The 17,237-nt window shown below is 68.6% G+C and carries 17 protein-coding genes and 2 tRNA genes; 13 read left to right on the top strand and 6 right to left on the bottom strand.

Going from position 1 to position 17,237, the window contains the following annotated elements:
* The first annotated feature begins 36 nt into the window (after positions 1-36).
* The 4 genes from gnd (at position 37) to ACSHV8_RS41150 (ending at position 3,378) form a co-directional block, all read left to right on the top strand.
* Positions 37-909, top strand: a complete 873-nt coding sequence (gnd, locus tag ACSHV8_RS41165) for a phosphogluconate dehydrogenase (NAD(+)-dependent, decarboxylating) (protein WP_436525085.1) — start codon at positions 37-39, stop codon at positions 907-909.
* 3 nt (positions 910-912) lie between these two features.
* On the top strand, positions 913-2,043 hold the full coding sequence (gene recF, locus ACSHV8_RS41160; protein WP_436525083.1) for a DNA replication/repair protein RecF: 1,131 nt from the start codon (positions 913-915) through the stop codon (positions 2,041-2,043).
* Positions 2,044-2,469: 426 nt separating this feature from the next.
* Positions 2,470-3,015 carry a DUF721 domain-containing protein gene (locus tag ACSHV8_RS41155; RefSeq protein WP_436525081.1) on the top strand — a complete coding sequence of 182 codons (546 nt, stop codon included), beginning with the start codon at positions 2,470-2,472 and terminating at the stop codon, positions 3,013-3,015.
* A 138-nt stretch (positions 3,016-3,153) separates the two neighbouring features.
* Entirely contained in the window at positions 3,154-3,378 is a 225-nt protein-coding gene (locus tag ACSHV8_RS41150) for a hypothetical protein (RefSeq protein WP_436525080.1), read from the top strand.
* A 278-nt stretch (positions 3,379-3,656) separates the two neighbouring features.
* Here ACSHV8_RS41150 and ACSHV8_RS41145 read toward each other — a convergent pair whose 3' ends face one another.
* Positions 3,657-4,223, bottom strand: a complete 567-nt coding sequence (locus ACSHV8_RS41145; RefSeq protein ID WP_436525078.1) for a hypothetical protein — start codon at positions 4,221-4,223, stop codon at positions 3,657-3,659.
* Between the two features lie 525 nt (positions 4,224-4,748).
* Here ACSHV8_RS41145 and gyrB point away from each other — a divergent pair.
* The 8 genes from gyrB (at position 4,749) to ACSHV8_RS41105 (ending at position 11,919) form a co-directional block, all read left to right on the top strand.
* Positions 4,749-6,701 carry a DNA topoisomerase (ATP-hydrolyzing) subunit B gene (gene gyrB / locus ACSHV8_RS41140; RefSeq protein WP_436525076.1) on the top strand — a complete coding sequence of 651 codons (1,953 nt, stop codon included), beginning with the start codon at positions 4,749-4,751 and terminating at the stop codon, positions 6,699-6,701.
* Positions 6,702-6,825: 124 nt separating this feature from the next.
* Entirely contained in the window at positions 6,826-9,339 is a 2,514-nt protein-coding gene (gene gyrA, locus ACSHV8_RS41135) for a DNA gyrase subunit A (protein ID WP_436525074.1), read from the top strand.
* Positions 9,340-9,342: 3 nt separating this feature from the next.
* Positions 9,343-10,248 carry a DUF3566 domain-containing protein gene (locus tag ACSHV8_RS41130; RefSeq protein WP_436525072.1) on the top strand — a complete coding sequence of 302 codons (906 nt, stop codon included), beginning with the start codon at positions 9,343-9,345 and terminating at the stop codon, positions 10,246-10,248.
* 76 nt (positions 10,249-10,324) lie between these two features.
* Positions 10,325-10,398 (top strand) — tRNA-Ile (locus tag ACSHV8_RS41125).
* A gap of 101 nt (positions 10,399-10,499) precedes the next feature.
* Positions 10,500-10,628 (top strand): DLW-39 family protein, encoded by a 129-nt coding sequence (locus ACSHV8_RS41120; RefSeq protein ID WP_212847121.1) that lies wholly within the window; start codon positions 10,500-10,502, stop codon positions 10,626-10,628.
* A 10-nt stretch (positions 10,629-10,638) separates the two neighbouring features.
* A tRNA-Ala gene (locus ACSHV8_RS41115) sits at positions 10,639-10,711 on the top strand.
* A gap of 124 nt (positions 10,712-10,835) precedes the next feature.
* Entirely contained in the window at positions 10,836-11,408 is a 573-nt protein-coding gene (locus ACSHV8_RS41110) for a DUF6461 domain-containing protein (RefSeq protein WP_436525070.1), read from the top strand.
* 91 nt (positions 11,409-11,499) lie between these two features.
* Positions 11,500-11,919 (top strand): NUDIX domain-containing protein, encoded by a 420-nt coding sequence (locus tag ACSHV8_RS41105; RefSeq protein WP_436525068.1) that lies wholly within the window; start codon positions 11,500-11,502, stop codon positions 11,917-11,919.
* A gap of 45 nt (positions 11,920-11,964) precedes the next feature.
* On the opposite strand, the gene ACSHV8_RS41100 is transcribed toward ACSHV8_RS41105, so the two are convergent.
* Positions 11,965-12,408: a hypothetical protein gene (locus tag ACSHV8_RS41100; RefSeq protein ID WP_436525066.1), complete on the bottom strand. Its 444-nt coding sequence runs from the start codon at positions 12,406-12,408 to the stop codon at positions 11,965-11,967.
* 474 nt (positions 12,409-12,882) lie between these two features.
* Here ACSHV8_RS41100 and ACSHV8_RS41095 point away from each other — a divergent pair, with 474 nt between their 5' ends.
* Positions 12,883-13,434 carry a YbaK/EbsC family protein gene (locus tag ACSHV8_RS41095; protein ID WP_436537160.1) on the top strand — a complete coding sequence of 184 codons (552 nt, stop codon included), beginning with the start codon at positions 12,883-12,885 and terminating at the stop codon, positions 13,432-13,434.
* A 90-nt stretch (positions 13,435-13,524) separates the two neighbouring features.
* Here ACSHV8_RS41095 and ACSHV8_RS41090 read toward each other — a convergent pair whose 3' ends face one another.
* From ACSHV8_RS41090 to ACSHV8_RS41075, 4 genes are all read right to left on the bottom strand, one after another.
* On the bottom strand, positions 13,525-14,166 hold the full coding sequence (locus ACSHV8_RS41090; protein ID WP_436525064.1) for a DsbA family oxidoreductase: 642 nt from the start codon (positions 14,164-14,166) through the stop codon (positions 13,525-13,527).
* 19 nt (positions 14,167-14,185) lie between these two features.
* Positions 14,186-14,614, bottom strand: coding sequence for a SufE family protein (locus ACSHV8_RS41085; RefSeq protein WP_436525062.1), 429 nt, complete (start codon positions 14,612-14,614; stop codon positions 14,186-14,188).
* A gap of 330 nt (positions 14,615-14,944) precedes the next feature.
* Complete coding sequence (locus tag ACSHV8_RS41080) at positions 14,945-15,337, bottom strand: CBS domain-containing protein (protein ID WP_436525060.1); 393 nt, start codon at positions 15,335-15,337, stop codon at positions 14,945-14,947.
* Between the two features lie 32 nt (positions 15,338-15,369).
* Positions 15,370-17,103, bottom strand: a complete 1,734-nt coding sequence (locus tag ACSHV8_RS41075) for a proline--tRNA ligase (RefSeq protein ID WP_436525058.1) — start codon at positions 17,101-17,103, stop codon at positions 15,370-15,372.
* Between the last annotated feature and the right edge of the window lie 134 nt (positions 17,104-17,237).

Below are 17,237 nucleotides of genomic sequence, written 5' to 3'. Positions count from 1 at the left end.
TGAGCGAGAATCATTCGCACTTCTAGGGGGAAGACCATGCAACTCGGCCTGATCGGTCTCGGCCGCATGGGTGGCAACATGCGGGAACGACTCCGTGCTGCCGGGCACGAAGTTGTCGGATTCGACCAGAACCTGGACATCAGCGACGCCAGCAGCCTGGCCGACCTGGCCGGGAAGTTGGCCGCACCGCGCGTGGTGTGGACCATGGTGCCGTCCGGCAAGATCACCGAGGACACCATCGACGCCCTCGCCGAGGTGCTGTCGCCCGGCGACATCATCATCGACGGCGGAAACTCCAAGTTCACCGACGATGCCCCGCGGGCCGAGCGCCTGGCCAAGAAGGGCATCAAGTACATGGACGTCGGCGTGTCCGGCGGCGTCTGGGGCATCACCAACGGCTACGCGCTGATGGTCGGCGGCGAGAAGGAGACGGTGGCGCACTGCATGCCGATCTTCGAGGCGCTGAAGCCGGCCGGTGAGTTCGGGTTCGCGCACGCGGGCGGCCCGGGCGCCGGTCACTACGCCAAGATGGTGCACAACGGCATCGAGTACGGCCTGATGCACGCGTACGCGGAGGGCTTCGAGATCCTCGAGGCGTCCGAGCACGTGGACAACGTTCCGGCGATCATCAAGAGCTGGCGCGAGGGCAGCGTCGTCAAGTCGTGGCTGCTCGACCTGCTGGACCGGGCCCTCGACGAGGACCCGAAGCTGGCCGCCATCAAGGGGTACGCGGATGACACCGGTGAGGGCCGCTGGACGGTCGACGAGGCGGTTCGTCTCGCCGTGCCGGCCCACGTCATCTCGGCGTCGCTGTTCGCCCGTTTCGCGTCGCGCCAGGATGACTCGCCGGCCATGAAGGCCGTCGCGGCGCTGCGCAACCAGTTCGGCGGCCACGCCGTCAAGCGCTGATCGATGCACGTACGCCGGGTCGAGCTCGTCGACTTCCGTTCCTACGAGCGGGTTGCCGTCGATCTCGAACCCGGCGTGTCCGTGCTGGTCGGGATGAACGGCATGGGCAAGACGAACCTCATCGAGGCGCTCGGTTACGTGGCCACTCTGGACAGTCACCGGGTGGCCACCGATGCCCCGCTGGTGCGGTTCGGTGCGACGTCGGCCGTGATCCGCTGCGCGATCGTCCACGACGGCCGGGAGTTGCTGGTCGAGCTGGAGATCGTGCCGGGCCGGGCAAATCGGGCACGGCTCAACCGTTCCCCGGTGCGGCGTCCGCGTGAGGTGCTCGGCGCCCTGCGGATGGTGCTCTTCGCGCCCGAGGACCTGGAGCTGGTCCGCGGCGATCCGTCCGAGCGCCGGCGTTACCTGGACGACCTGCTGGTCGCTCGGCAGCCGCGGTACGCCGGGGTGCGCGCCGACTACGACCGGGTGGTCAAGCAGCGGAACGCGTTGCTGCGCACGGCGTATCTGACCCGCAAGGTGGGCGGGACCCGGGGCCAGGACCTGTCGACGCTGGCCGTCTGGGATCAGCATCTGGCCCATCACGGGGCCGAACTGCTGGCCGGGCGGATCGAGCTCGCGGCCGCTCTCGGGCCGCACCTGACCAAGGCGTACGACGCGGTGGCGGCCGGGAAGTCGGCGGCGTCCATCACGTACGCGTCGCGGCTGGGCGAGGACGTGACGCCGGACCGGGCCGCGCTGGAGACGGCGCTGCTGGCCAAGATGCAGGAGCGTCGGCCGGCCGAGATCGAGCGGGGTACGACGCTTGTCGGCCCGCACCGTGACGACCTGGCGCTGGCGCTGGGTGAACTGCCGGCCAAGGGGTACGCGAGCCACGGGGAGTCGTGGTCGTTCGCGCTGGCGTTGCGGCTCGCGGCCTATGACCTGTTGCGGTCGGACGGGATCGAGCCGGTCCTGGTGCTGGACGACGTGTTCGCGGAGCTGGACGGCGGGCGTCGTGATCGGCTGGCGGCACTGGTGTCCGATGCGGCCCAGCTGCTGGTGACGTGCGCGGTGCCGGAGGACGTGCCGGCGGCGTTGCGGGGGGCCCGTTTCGACGTGACGACCGGGTCGGTGTCCCGTGTCCCCTGATGCCTGTGGAAACACCCACAGGCTGTGGACAACGGCTGTGGTGTTTTGCGGGGAACGGTGGACTTTGGACGGATTTGGCGCGACGACTCGCGCGATACAGGGGGTCGGCGCGAGAGTCGGTCATCGTTTCGCGGGTCTGAGCGCGCCGTGGGGCGAGCGGAACGGCGCGATGCTGGGGCGAGTATGGCCCGATGCGCCTCGTGGGGCAGATGCGCTTGTTGACGGGTTGTCGGCCGATCGCGCGAGCGCGAGTTATCCACAGGAGGTGGCGGGATGCCGCGCGAAGTGAGTGGGACGGACGGCAATCGGCGAGGCCGGCGACCCGCGGCGGGCGCCGGATCGCCGGAGGGCAGCGAATCGGGCGGGCCTGGCGGCGCGAGTAGTGCCGGTGGGAGTGCCGGTAAGACCGGCGGCGCTGGTGGTGGGGTGTCCGGTGGGGATGCGATCACCGCTGCGAGCAGCGCGGAGGACGGGAAGGCCGGGCCGGAGCTGGCGCGGGCGGTGCTGGACGCGGCCCTGGCCAAACGGCGGGCGGCGGCTCAGCAGCCGCGGCGGCGGGCCGGTGGGCGGGGCGGCGAGAAGCGGCTGCGGGGGTATTCGGGGCCGGGGCCGGATCCGCGGGATCCACAGCTGTTCGGCGTGATGCTCGAACGCCTGATGAAGGCTCGGGGCTGGGAGCGACCGAAAGCCGAGGCGACCGTGTTCGGGGCCTGGGAGAAGGTGGTCGGGCCGGACATCGCCGCGCACAGCCGGCCGATGAAGCTCGACGGCGGGGTGCTGACCGTGGAGGCGGAGTCGACCGCGTGGGCCACCCAGCTGCGGATGCTGACCGGGCGGCTGCTCCAGCAGATCGCCGGCGAGGTCGGTCATAACGTCGTGACCAGGCTGAACATTCACGGGCCGGCGGCGCCGTCGTGGAATCGGGGGCCGCGGCGGGTGCAGGGGCGCGGGCCGCGCGACACCTACGGCTGAGGCGGGGCTCATGATCCGGCCTCGGCGCCGGCGGCCGGGTTCGGACCTGGCTGTGATGCGGCCGTCACCGACGGCCGAACTTTGATGAACTTTTGAGGTTCTTGCAACCAAGTCGCGACTTCGAGCGTCTTAGCCGGCATGGTCCTTCGGCGATTGCTGGCTCTGTTCCTGCTCGTGTCGGGCGTGATCGCGGCCGCGTCGAGTCCTGCCTGGGCCGCGGCTTACGGCGGCGGCTCGGTTCGGGACGGCATGCGCTGGTCCCTGTTCCTGGGCACCGGGATCGGGGTTCTGCTGCTCGTGATCCTGGGCGAGATGTGGTGGCTGGGCCGCCAGGATGCGGCCGCGGAATCCGACGTGCCGTGACCTCGGCTGCGGGCCTTGAGGCCCGGCCGGGGGCTCGACGGTTCTGACTGGGCCCACCCGTGGAGGGAGAAGCTCCGGAATCCGTCACGGGGTTTTGTGGTTTGACCGCGACCAACCGACCACGTCGCCCTTTCGGGCTGAGCGTCCTGGGCGCGCCAGCGCCCTACTCAGCCCGGAAGGGTCCCCGCGGGAGCGGCGGTCTGTACCCACCGCCCACATGGGACATAAATCTCTTGAATTTGATCTTCGGTCTTGGTGGTCTGACCGGAAGTGATCGGTCAGTAGTCGGCGAAGACCGCGAAGCCGCGCTCCGCGCAGCGGCGGTAGAAACCGGCCAGGATCGCGAGCTCGGTGCGCGCGAAGCTCCAGTGCGGCGCGTTGCCGGCGTCGTCGCGCAGCGCGGCGAGCCGGTGGTCGAGCCAGCGCAGCTGCTGCTCGGCGAGGCGTCCGCCGGCGATCGCGGTCCGCATGACCTCGGCCACCGTGTCGAAAGTGACCAGGTCACCGAACTTCTCGTGGCCCTCGACGAAGCGCTCCAGACCGCCGGCGATCCAGGCGCAGCCGTCCGGGTCGATCACCGGGTCCTCGTCCTCGGCGGCGGCGTCGGTCGCGTAGAGCACGCCTTCCAGACCGAGCAGCAGGTCGACAAGCTCGGTGTACGCCGTCGCGCGGACCGTGCCGGTCTTGGCGATGTGCAGCGCGAGCGCGCCGGTGGGGGCGGCGATCTCCGGGGCGTCGGCGATCGCGCCGAAGTCGACGAACTCGGCGGGAGCCACCGGGTCGTAGTACTGGTTCGTCCGCGGCCAGTGCACCGCGACGTTGTCCAGGCCCTTGTCGTGCGCCATCGGGCAACCCTTCCTCGACATGACCTTGCGGCCTTGCGCCATGCACGGCCCGCGCGGGCGAGGTTACGACACCAGCGCCTGCCGTTGACAGGCAGTGTGGCAGCGACTGCGGACCGGGTCCGGAAGGCGCGCCCGGCTGGCAGCGTTTGCGATTGCGCGACTAGGCGTTCCGTGTAGGGGGAGACTCGGGAGGCGGGCTGAATCGCGCTACGGGACTCTCAGACGCCCGGAAGGGGTGCGTGCCCTCGCCAACTCGCCTCAGCGGAGTAGAATCGACAGCGACCGGGAAAACTGTGCTTGACGGTGTTCGGACTGCTACACGCAGCCACCTTCGTCACGCTACGCGGTTTTTCCAGCCGATCACTATCCGCGGGCAGTCCGCGGCGACCGGCGTGCACGGTTCCACCGGTGGTCCGCTTCTTCCGCGGTGTCATCAGCCGGTGCTTCGGTGCGCGCCGATCGCTGCTGGGCGCCCGTCAACCCCGTGCGGGGCCCGCTGGGTCCGGTGCGAGAAAGCGGCCGAGGGTGGCAGAGAACAATCAGCAGTATGGTGCCGAGTCGATCACCGTGCTCGAAGGCCTTGAGGCGGTTCGCAAGCGTCCCGGTATGTACATCGGCTCCACCGGCGAACGGGGTCTGCATCACCTTGTCTGGGAGGTTGTGGACAACGCGGTCGACGAGGCGCTCGCGGGGTATTGCGACACCATCGACGTGGTCCTGCTGGCCGACGGTGGTGTCTCGGTCACCGACAACGGCCGTGGTTTCCCGGTCGACCTGCACCCCAAGCTGAAGAAGCCGGGCGTCGAGGTGGCGCTGACCGTGCTGCACGCGGGTGGCAAGTTCGACAACCAGGCCTACAAGGTCTCCGGTGGTCTGCACGGCGTCGGCGTCTCGGTGGTGAACGCGCTCTCCACCCGGATGGCGGTAGTTATCCACAAGTCCGGCTTCGTCTGGCGGCAGAAGTACAACCTCTCCGTCCCCACTGAGCTGATCAAGGGCGAGCCCACCGAGACGACCGGGTCGACCGTGCAGTTCTGGCCGGACCCGAACATCTTCGAGACGGTGGAGTTCGACTTCCAGACGATCTACCGCCGGCTTCAGGAGATGGCGTTCCTGAACCGCGCTCTCACCATCAACTTCACCGACGAGCGGGCCGTGTCGGCCGACGAGAACGGTGAGCCCCGCAAGGTCACGTTCATGTACGCGGACGGCATCGCGGACTTCGTGCGGCACCTCAACGCCACCAAGAGCGCGATCCACAAGACGGTGATCGAGTTCGGCACCGAGGACAACGAGGCCGGCATGGGCGTCGAGATCGCAATGCAGTGGAACGAGTCCTACGGCGAGTCGGTCTACACGTTCGCGAACCGCATCAACACCCACGAGGGCGGCACCCATGAAGAGGGCTTCCGCGCCGCGCTGACCACGATCGTCAACAAGTATGGCACCGAGAAGAAGTTCCTCAAGGGCGACCAGAAGCTGTCCGGTGAGGACATCCGCGAGGGTCTCGCCGCGATCATCTCGGTGACCCTGCGCGAGCCGCAGTTCGAGGGCCAGACCAAGACGAAGCTCGGCAACACCGACATGAAGAGCTTCGTCCAGCGGGTCGCCAACGAGCAGCTCGCCGACTGGTTCGACCGTAACCCGGCCGACGCCAAAATGATCATCACCAAGGCTGACCAGGCCGCCCGGGCCCGGATCGCCGCGCAGCAGGCGCGCAAGCTGGCCCGTCGCAAGTCGCTGCTGGAGTCCGGCTCGATGCCGGGCAAGCTGGCCGACTGCCAGTCCACCGACCCGCGTGAGACCGAGCTGTTCATCGTCGAGGGTGACTCGGCCGGCGGCTCGGCCAAGCAGGGCCGCTCCAGCAAGTACCAGGCGATTCTTCCGATTCGCGGCAAGATCCTCAACGTGGAGAAGGCCCGGATCGACCGGGTGCTGAAGAACAACGAGGTCCAGTCGCTGATCACGGCCATGGGCACCGGTATCCACGACGAGTTCGACATCAGCAAGCTGCGCTACCACAAGATCATCCTGATGGCCGACGCCGACGTCGACGGCCAGCACATCCAGACGCTGCTGCTCACGCTGCTGTTCCGCTTCATGCGACCGATGGTCGAGCTGGGCCACGTCTACCTGGCCGCCCCGCCGCTCTACAAGATCAAGTGGAACAAGCGTGGTGACGACGCGCAGTACGCGTACTCCGACCGCGAGCGTGACGGCCTGATCGCGTTGCGTCAGCAGAAGAAGGCGAACGCCAAGCCGGACGACATCCAGCGGTTCAAGGGTCTCGGCGAGATGAACTTCCACGAGCTGTGGGACACCACGATGGACCCCGAGACGCGGACGCTGCGCCAGGTGACCCTGGACGACGCCGCGGTGGCCGACGAGCTGTTCAGCGTGCTGATGGGTGAGGACGTCGAGGCTCGGCGGTCCTTCATCCAGCGCAACGCCAAGGACGTCAGGTTCCTCGACATCTGAGTCCTGGGTGGCATTTAGGTGGTCAGGTGTCCACAGCGTTGGGCACCTTTCCACAATGTTATCCACAGCAGTTCGCGGGTCTTTGGCCGAATTTGTCTGGCTACACCTTGAGTAAGGGTTAACAGTGACTGACATTCCCGAACCCCCTGACGGCGACGCGACCCCGGAGGAAACCGGCGGCGGAGTGAGCCAGCGCGTCGAGCCGGTGGGTCTCGAGGTCGAGATGCAGCGCTCGTACCTCGACTACGCGATGAGCGTCATCGTCGGCCGGGCCCTGCCTGACGTCCGTGACGGTCTGAAGCCGGTACACCGCAAGATCCTTTATGCGATGTACGACGCCGGCTTCCGGCCCGACCGTGGGTACGTGAAGTGCGCGCGCGTCGTCGGCGACGTGATGGGCAACTACCACCCGCACGGCGACTCGTCGATCTACGACGCCCTGGTCCGGATGGGCCAGCCGTGGTCGCTGCGGTACCCGCTGATCGACGGCAACGGCAACTTCGGCTCGCCGGGTAACGACCCGCCGGCCGCCATGCGGTACACCGAGTCGAAGCTGTCCCCGCTGGCGATGGAGATGCTGCGGGACATCGACGAGGACACCGTCGACATGCAGGACAACTACGACGGCCGTACCAAAGAGCCGACGATCCTGCCCGCGCGCTTCCCGAACCTGCTGGTCAACGGCTCCGAGGGCATCGCCGTCGGCATGGCCACGAAGATCCCGCCGCACAACCTGCGGGAGATCGCGGCCGCCGTCCAGTGGTGCCTGGACAACATCGACGCGGACGAGGCGACCACCCTCGAGGCGCTGCTCGACATCGTCAAGGGACCCGACTTCCCGACGTACGGCCTCATCGTGGGACAACAGGCGATCCAGGACGCGTACCGGACGGGCCGTGGCTCGATCAGGATGCGCGCCGTCGTCGAGGTCGAAGAGGACACCCGCGGCCGTCCCTGTCTCGTGGTGACCGAGCTGCCGTACCAGGTCAACCCGGACAACCTGGCCGAGCGGGTCGCCGAGCTCGTCAAGGAGGGCAAGCTCACCGGCATCGCCGACATCCGGGACGAGTCGTCCGGGCGTACCGGTATGCGGCTCATCCTGGTGCTCAAGCGCGACGCGGTCGCCAAGGTGGTGCTGAACAACCTCTACAAGCACACCCAGCTGCAGGAGACCTTCGGCGCCAACATGCTGGCCCTGGTCGACGGGGTGCCGCGGACGCTGAACCTGGCGCAGTTCATCCGGTACTACGTCGAGCACCAGATCGAGGTCATCCGCCGGCGGACCGCGTACCGCCTGCGCAAGGCCGAGGAGCGCGCGCACATCCTGCGCGGTCTGGCCAAGGCGCTGGACATGCTCGACGAGGTCATCGCCCTGATCCGGCGCTCGCCCACGGTGGAGGACTCCCGCCAGGGCCTGATGTCGCTGCTCGACGTCGACGAGATCCAGGCCACCGCGATCCTCGACATGCAGCTGCGCCGCCTGGCCGCCCTGGAGCGGCAGCGGATCATCGACGAGCTCGCGAAGATCGAGATCGAGATCGCCGACTTCAAGGACATCCTCGCGAAGCCGGAGCGCCAGCGGGCGATCATCTCCGAGGAGCTCGGCGAGATCGTGCAGAAGTTCGGGGACGACCGGCGTACCCAGATCATCCCGTTCGACGGCGAGGTCTCCATGGAGGACCTCATCGCGCGCGAGGACGTTGTGGTGACGATCACACGTACGGGATATGCCAAGCGCACCAAGGTCGACATGTATCGATCGCAGAAGCGCGGCGGCAAGGGCGTGAGCGGCGCGACTCTGCGTCAGGACGACATCGTCTCGCACTTCTACGTGATCTCGACGCACGACTGGATGCTGTTCTTCACGAACAAGGGTCGGGTCTATCGGGCGAAAGCCTATGAACTGCCCGAAGCGAACCGTACGGCCAAGGGACAGCACGTCGCGAACCTGCTGGCGTTCCAGCCGGACGAGCAGATCGCCCAGGTCATCCAGATCCCGAATTACCAGGTCGCGCCCTACCTTGTGCTCGCCACTAAGAATGGTCTCGTGAAGAAGACCCGCCTCGACGAATTTGACTCCAACCGCAGCGGTGGCATCATCGCCATCAACCTGCGGGAGGATGACGAATTGGTGGGCGCGGCTCTGGTGGCACCGGAGGACGACCTCCTGCTCGTGTCCAAGCACGCTCAGGCCATCAGGTTCAACGCGACCGACGAGGCGCTGCGGCCGATGGGACGGGCGACGTCCGGTGTGATCGGCATGCGCTTCGGCGACAACGACGAGCTTCTCGCCATGGAAGTGGTTCGCGACGACATGGATGTGTTGGTCGCCACCAATGGTGGGTATGCGAAGCGGACGCCGATCGAGGAATATCCGGTGCAGGGACGTGGCGGCAAGGGGGTGCTCACCGCGAAGATCACCGAACGTCGTGGTGGACTTGTCGGCGCTCTGGTGATCAGCCCGGAGGATGAACTGTTTGCCATCACCAGCAATGGTGGTGTCATCCGGACTCCCGTGAAGCCTGTACGGCGCACACGGGATCGGAACACAATGGGGGTCAAGCTGATGGACCTCCCTGAAGGTGTAACCATCGTGGCGCTTGCTCGCAATGCCGACGAGCCTGACGAACAGGACTAGTTGATGCCGGAGACACAGGCGAAGTCGGGGGGCCCCGGAAGCTCAGCGGCTCCGGGCGATGCGGCGAAGAACGACGGCGCCGCAACGCCCGGACGCGAGTCCGCTGGGCGCGCCGCTGTCCCCGCCGATGCCCCGTCCCCGCCGAAGTTCACCAGGGCGCCGGGCATGGCCCCGCCGCCCGGTGAGCCGTCCGCTAACGGACCGGAAGCCGATGCCAAGCGGCAGCAGCAGCCCGGCGGCCCCGCTGTGGCCAAGGCCTCAGCGGCGGTCCCGGTCGTGACCAAGGGCAAGGGTGCCGCGCCCGGGGCCGTTCAGGCGCGCCCCGGGACGACCTCGGGGCCCATCACCGGCTCCGCTGCGCGCCCCGTGGGCAGCGGTCCCACGGTGACCCCGCCCGGGGCTGCGAAACAGCGCACGGCGCCGGTCAGCGGGACGGCCTCGCCGGCCGGCCCCGGTGGCACGTCGGCGGTCGGGGCGGCCCGGGTCTCCGAAGCGGTTCGTTCGGCCCGTTCCACCGTGTCCTCGGCCGCGGCCCGCGGTCCGCGCCGGGCCCGGCTGAACCTCAAGCGGATCGACCCATGGTCCGTGATGAAGTTCGCGTTCGCGGTCTCGATCGTGCTCTTCATCGTGGTGGTCGTCGCGACCTCGGTGCTCTACCTGGCCCTGGACACGATGGGCGTGTGGACGTCGGTCAACGACAGCCTCAAGGAACTGGTCAGCGCGAGCGGTGGCACGGACACCTCCGGTGGCTTCCGGATCACCGCGTGGGGCGTCATCGGCACCTCGATGCTGATCGGCGCGGTCAACGTCGTGCTGTTCACGGCGCTGGCGACGCTCGGGGCGTTCATCTACAACGTTTGCGCCGACCTGGTCGGCGGGATCGAGCTGACGCTCGCGGAGCGCGACTGACGTGCTGGTCGGGTTGTGAGCCACCCCCGTTTTGGTGGCTCGCAACCCGATGCGGTAATGTTCTGTCCGCAGGTGAGGGGCTATAGCTCAGTCGGTTAGAGCGCAGAGCTGATAACTCTGAGGTCGATGGTTCGATTCCATCTAGCCCCACGAGCGATCGGGCGATCCCTGTCCGCACGAATAGCGCGGACTACGGGTCGCCCATTGTTTTTCTCCCAGTTGCGTCTCCCGTCCCAGAGTGGGGGTAGTTGATGCTGAAGAAGCTTCTGATCGTGGCCGCCGTTGTCGGTGCTGCCGCCCTGGTGGTCAAGAAGGTCAAGGCCTCCAGCGACGAGCGGGCCCTGTGGCACGAGGCGACCACCGCACCTGATCTGCGCTGAGGCGCTGTCCGGGGCCCTAGCTCAACTGGCAGAGCACCGCCTTTGCAAGGCGGGGGTTAGGGGTTCAAGTCCCCTGGGCTCCACAGACTTCTCAAGCCCTCACCTCCTGGTGGGGGCTTCAGCGTATTTCGGTCCTAGCCGGACAGATCGTCATCGCTTCTCAATCTTTCCGTTCCCCGTTTGTCAGATCTTTGGTCTACTGACGCGGTGAGACGGCGGGCTCTTCTGGCGGCCGTGGCGTTGATGCCGCTGGCCGGGTGTGACAGTTCCTCGGGCGCGACCTTCCAGGCCGTGCAGCGTGACAACGGACACGCCTGGGTGAGCCCGGACGGGCCGCTGGGCCGGGGATTCTGTCTCACCCTCGTGCGCGGCCGGCGGGTGTCCGCGGTGCTGAAGCTGATCGGCGGGACCAGCCTTCTGGTCGTCCCCTGGGTGCAGCTCGTCGGGCCGGGCGACGGCGAGTTGAACGGCGGGCGGTACTTCCTGGGGATAACCGGGCTGGGCCGGTGGACGCTGCTCCTGGAGGACGGGGACGGCGGGCTCGGGATGGACACCGAGATCGCGGGGCCGCTGTCGGCCAGGACGGACGTGGTGGTCTACCGGGGGGACGCCTCGGGGCGGGGGACTCGGCGGACCTACAAAAACGGCAAGATCAACGAGGACGTGACTGATCACACCGAGACGGCGATCACGCACATCGAGGGGCAGATCGGGATGAGGCTGACCGGGGCGCTTCTCGAGCGGAAGAAGTATTCGCTGGTCACCGTTCCGAAGGTGTAGCAACGCATTTGCCCGATCTGGGTCTGCCAGTTATCCACAGAGGAATGAAGGAATCCTGCACACGGCGATTCCTGCGGTTAGCCTGCGATTCGTGAGCGAACGAAGACGGGCCGCCGCCGTGATCGTGCGGGACGGGCGTGTGCTGATGGTCCACGAGCGCAGCCGGCGATCCGGCGGGGGCGAATGGTGGACCCTGCCCGGTGGCGGGGTGGAGCCCGGCGAGAGTGCCGAGGACGCGGTGCGGCGCGAGGTCTTCGAGGAGACCGGGCTCGTCGTCAGCGACCTGCGATATGTGTTGGAGATGCCGTACCCGTCGGGGATGACTTCGGTCTTCGCGGTTTCCGTGGCCGATGGGGAACCTCGGGCCGGGCGGGACGACGGATCGGGGCCGGAGCCGCTCGGGTTGGACTGGTTGCCGGTGCCGGAGCTGCCGATCGAGACGAGCGGGGTGGCGGTGCCGCCGTTGATGGTGGTGTTGCCGACCATGGCCTCGCCGGCTGAGCGGGCCTAGAGATCGGTCTGCGGGTCCTTGGTGGGCCCGCAGCACCGGGGTGGTTCAGCTGGCCGTGGTGGCCTCGGAGACCGGCGAGGGGACGTGTGCCGGGGCGAGTTCGGAATCCGATGAAGGAGTGTTGGCTTCGGCCGACTCGGAATGCGACGAGCGGACGTGGGCCGGGGCGGCGATGGCGCGGTGGCGTTCCGCCACGAAGTAGGCCGCGGCGGCGGCGTAGCTGAAGGTCAGCAGCAGCGCCAGGACGCGGACCTGGACGGACGGGTAGGGCAGGGCGGCGATCGTCAGCGAGGCGACCGCCCAGCTGGCCAGAAGCACGGTGTTGATCAGGTCGCCACGGCCCCAGCGGCCGGCGCGGCGATGGGCCTGGCGCTGGATCTCAACGGTGAAGGCGTGGGCCATGCCGAGCGCCAGCAGGGCCAGGAGGATCGTCGCGAACACCGAATGGTGGCCGCCGCCGACCGCGGCCATGGCGGTGGCGCCGGTCATCAGCGCCAGGCCGCTTACGGTTCCGACTCGGGACTTGCGTCGTTCAGCGATGTACTCCTCCTCCACAACCACTGACGTTCGGCATGATCCGTCGAAACCTGAGCGGGCCGTGGCGGGGAATCCCGCTTTTCCGGGCATGTCGGCTTCGCGCCGGCAGGGCTGTGGTACGACCGTGGTTGCGGCGCTTCGTGGGACCTGGGCCGAGGCCGGGCAAGCCGGGCGCGGCCGGACCGGGCGGGCGACAACGAGTGGCGTTGACGAGCCGGACGGCCATCGGCAACGGGCGCCGGCTCGGCCAGCTGAAGCCGCGTCAGGTGAAGCCGCGCTGAAGGCCGGCAAGTCGGGCCGGCCCGGTCCGGCCTGGTTCCACCCGGGCTTTGCTCGGCCCAGCCTGACCCCCGCCACCAGCCGGATCGGGAGCGGGGCCGTGTCCTGTGGCTGTGAGGCCGAGGTTGGGTGATGATGGCGGGCGTGATGGGAAGCCTGCAGACCGAATCTGCCCAGTCTCGACCCGACCTGCTCGCCGCGCCGGTGGCCAAGGCCCTGGCCGTCTGGCCGGAGGACGCGCCGGTCGACGTCGATCAGGTGCTGGTGGCGCCGATCGATGCCGGGCTGGCCGACACCGCGGCGTTCTGTGCGGCCTACGGGGTGACGCTGGCCGAGTCGGCCAACTGTGTGATCGTGGCGGGCCGGCGCGGGGAGGTCACCAAGTACGCGGCCTGCGTCATCCTGGCCACGACACGTGCCGACGTGAACGGGGTGGTCCGGCGGCACCTTGACGTGCGTAAATGCAGCTTCGCGCCGATGGATGAGGCCGTGTCGCTGACCGGGATGGAGTATGGCGGGATCACCCCGATCGGGCTGCCCGCCGACTGGCCGATCTTGGTCGACTCCCGCGTGATCGCCGCGCCGCACGTGATCATCGGATCCGGCGTTCGGCACAGCAAGATCGCGGTGGCCGGGCCGGCGCTCGGTGCCCTGCCCGGCGCCCAGGTCATCGAAGGCCTGGCCAAAGAGGTTGCCTGACCCGGGGCTCAACCGAAGATCAAATTCCGATTTGGGTACGGATGAGCCACCGAAACGTGGACAACTATCAATACCGTTCCACGTGAAACGCTATAGACCAGCGTCGACGGCTTCCCGGCGCGTAATCTCGGCGAAGGCGGCCAGGAGTGCCGTGGTCTCCTGCGCGCCCGGGATGGCGTACTTTCCGTCGATGACCAGGAACGGGACGCTGGTGATGCCCAGCTCCTGAGCCTCGGTGAAGTCGGTGACGACCGCGCTGGTGCCGGCATCCGACTCCAGGTAGGCCAGCGCGGCCGAAGGGTCCAGCCCGATCGAGCCGGCGACCCGGGCCAGCGCCCAGAGCGACCCGAGGTCGGCGCCCTCGACGAAGTGGGCCCGCTGCAGGGCGTCGAGCATGTCGGACTGCCGGCCCTGGGTGGCGGCCCAGGCGATCAGTCGATGCGCGGCGAGCGTGTTGGCGGTCAGCGCCCGGCCGAAGTCGAGGGCCAGACCGTCGGCCGCGGCCACGGCGGTGACGTGGGCGAACATCTCCTCGGCCCGCTCCGGGCCGCCGAATTTCTCGGCCATCACCTGCCGGATCGACACCGGTTGCGGGACGGGGGAGGCATCCAACTGATACGCCCGGTAGGTGACGGTGACGTCGCCGTCCCACTCGGCCAGGGCGTTCTCGAGGCGGCGCTTGCCGATGTAGCACCACGGGCAGATGACGTCGGACCAGACCTGGATGTCCACGCTTCTCCGTTCGAGGGGGTCAGTTCAGCTGGTCGGCGATCTGGCGCTTGAGGCGGGCCAGGATCGCCGTGCCGCCGCGCACCCGCAGCGGGCTGATCGCCTGACCCAGACCCATCCGGCCGTAGAGATCATCCGGCACGGCCAGGATCTCCGTCGCGGATGCCCCGGCCAGCCCCTCGGCCAGGATGCCGGCGAACGCCCGGGTGGTGGGCGCCTCGGGCGGGCAGTCGAAGAACGTCGTCACGGTGGAATCCGGCTGGACGTCGGCCTTGAGGAAGAACGCGGTCTGACACTCCGGCACCTGCTCCATGCCCGCGTGCCCGGCCAACTCGGCGGGCAGGGGCGGCACCGCGTCGGAGAACTCCAGCAGCATCTCCAGGACCACGTCGCGGGGCGCGGACGCGAACTCCTCGACGATCTCGGCCAGCTTCGGCGGCATGTCGGTCACGAAGACCAACTTAACGCGCCGACGCCAGACGTCGACGGCCCTCGACAGAGGCCCACGTCACTCCCCGCCGGCCGCAGGGAGACTCGCCCTCCTGCTCACTGTCGGCCGCGGGGAGGTTGGCCCACCGCACCCCGCGCTCGTCCCGGCGTCTGCGGCTGGAACGGCGCCTGATCCCAGCGGTGACCTGGCTGAGGAGCAGAGGCGGGCCGGGGCCGGGCGGCGACGGAGGTGGACTGGGGTGGGCGGCGGCAACGCAGGTGGAGGTGGCCGAAAGTCAGGCGGCGGTGGAGGCGGAGCCGAGGTCGGCCGACGGTGGGGGTGGAGCTGGGTTCAGGCGGCGGCGGAGGAGGCGGGGAGGAGGGCGACGTCGCTGAGACTGATCAGGCCGACCACCTTGCGGTCGGCGTCGCAGACCAGGAGGCGACGGACCGCCCGCGACCGCATCGCCTGGACCGCCTCCTCCACCGTCGCGTTCTGCTCGATCATGATGAGCTCGCGGGTCGCGATCGCGCCGAGCGTCGTGGTCTTCGCGGGCAGACCCTCGGCGACGGCCCGGATCACGATGTCCCGGTCGGTGACGATGCCGGCCATGGTCGGGCCGCTCGTCACCACCACATCGCCGATCCCCTGGTCGCGCATGGCCTGCGCGGCCTCGTCGAGGGAAGTGTCCGAGGGGAGGTAGACCACCCGTCGGGTCATCGCGTCAGCAACCAGCCTCGCCATCCCAGAAACCCCTCTCGCCGTCGATACGTCGATTACTCCAGTGTTCCCACGACTAACCCCGGAACGTCCACCAGCGGAACGTCTTTTCGCTCGCCGGTTCGACGGTCGCGCCATTCGGCGTACCCCTCGGCGAGGCGGCGGCCGACCACGACGGACCGGGAGATGCCGATGAGCTCGGCGTCGGTGAATTTGACGCCGGCCGACACGTTGGGCCGGTCGTCGACCAGCACCTGGAATCCGGCGGCGGTCAGGGTGGCGGCCAGCGACAGCGCGGCCTCGATCTGCCCGTCCTTGCCGGCCGCGACGATGTGCACGTCGGCCGGTGCGATCTCGTCCGGCCAGACGAGCCCGCGCTCGTCGTGGTGCTGTTCGGCGATCGCGGCGACGGCGCGGGACAGGCCGATGCCGTAACTGCCCATGGTCGGCCGGACCGGTTTGCCGTCGGTGCCGAGCACGTCCACCTTGAACGCGTCGGTGTAGCGCCGGCCGAGCTGGAAGATGTGCCCGATCTCGATGCCGCGCCGGATCGTCAGGGTGCCGTCGCCGCAGGCCGGGCACGGGTCGCCGGCCCGGACCTCGGCCGCTTCGATGGTCGCGTCCGGGGTGAAGTCGCGGCCGCTGACCACGCCGGTGGCGTGCCGGCCGGGCTCGTTGGCGCCGGTCAGCCAGGCCGTGCCGGGCGCGACGCGCGGGTCGGCCAGGTAGCGCAGCTTGATGCCCTGCGGGCCGATGTAGCCCTTGACCAGGTCGGGGTGGGACGCGAAGTCGTCGAAGAGGGTGGCCGTGGCCGGGGCCAGCGCGGCGTTGAGGCGCTTCAGGTCGACCTCGCGGTCGCCGGGCACGCCGATCGCCACGATCTCGGGTTCGCGGCCCGGGTGGTGGACGGTGACGACCACGTTCTTCAGGGTGTCGGCGGCGGTCCAGTCGGAGCGGCCGGCCAGCTTGCGGTCGTTGGCGACGTCGACCAGGGCGGCGATGGTCGGGGTGTCCGGGGTGTCGTGCACCTCCAGGGCCGGTGCGGTGTCCGGCCGGGTGGCGGGCGCGGGCGTGGTGACGGCTTCCGTGTTCGCGGCGTAGTCGCAGCTCGTGCAGCCGACGAAAGTGTCCTCGCCGACCTCGGCGGCGGCCAGGAACTCCTCCGACGCGGACCCGCCCATCGCTCCGGAGACCGCGGAGACGATCGTGTGGTCGAGGCCGAGCCGGCGGAAGATTCGCTGGTAGGCGGCGCGCATCACGCCGTACGCCTCAATCAGTCCTTCGTTTGTCAGGTCGAAGGAGTAGGCGTCCTTCATCAGGAATTCGCGTCCACGGAGCAGGCCGCCACGGGGCCGGGCCTCGTCGCGGAACTTCGTCTGGATCTGGAAGAGGCGGAGCGGGAAGTCGCGGTAGGACGTCGTCATGTCCTGCACGAGGAGCGTGAACATCTCCTCGTGGGTGGGCGCGAGCAGGTAGTCGGCGCCGCGGCGGTCCTTCAGCGTGAAGATGTCGTCGCCGTACTCGGTCCAGCGGCCGCTCACGTCATACGGCTCCCGGGGCAGCAGTGCCGGGAACGAGACCTCCTGGCCGTCGACGGCGGTCATCTCCTCGCGGACGATGGCCGTGATCCGGTCCAGGACCAGCTTGCCGAGCGGCAGCCAGGTGTAGCCGCCCGGGGCGGCGCGACGGACGAATCCGGCGCGCACCAGGAGCCGATGACTCGGCACCTCCGCGTCCGCCGGCTCCTCGCGCAGGGTCTTGAGCAGCAAAGTGGACATCCGTAACAGCATGACCACCGAGCCTAGAACTGACGCGCGACTAAATCACGCGCTTATCTAGGTGTCGCCATCGTCACGTTCCGCTCCTTACCTGTCCGGTGGAAAACTGATCCGGCAACCACAGCTGAACAGCCGTTAGGGGGAAC

Origin of the sequence: Actinoplanes sp. HUAS TT8, assembly GCF_051380535.1 — a bacterium.
Classification (GTDB): Bacteria; Actinomycetota; Actinomycetes; order Mycobacteriales; family Micromonosporaceae; genus Actinoplanes.
Note: the sequence above shows the minus strand (reverse complement) of the source record. Positions and strands in the feature narration are given on the sequence as shown.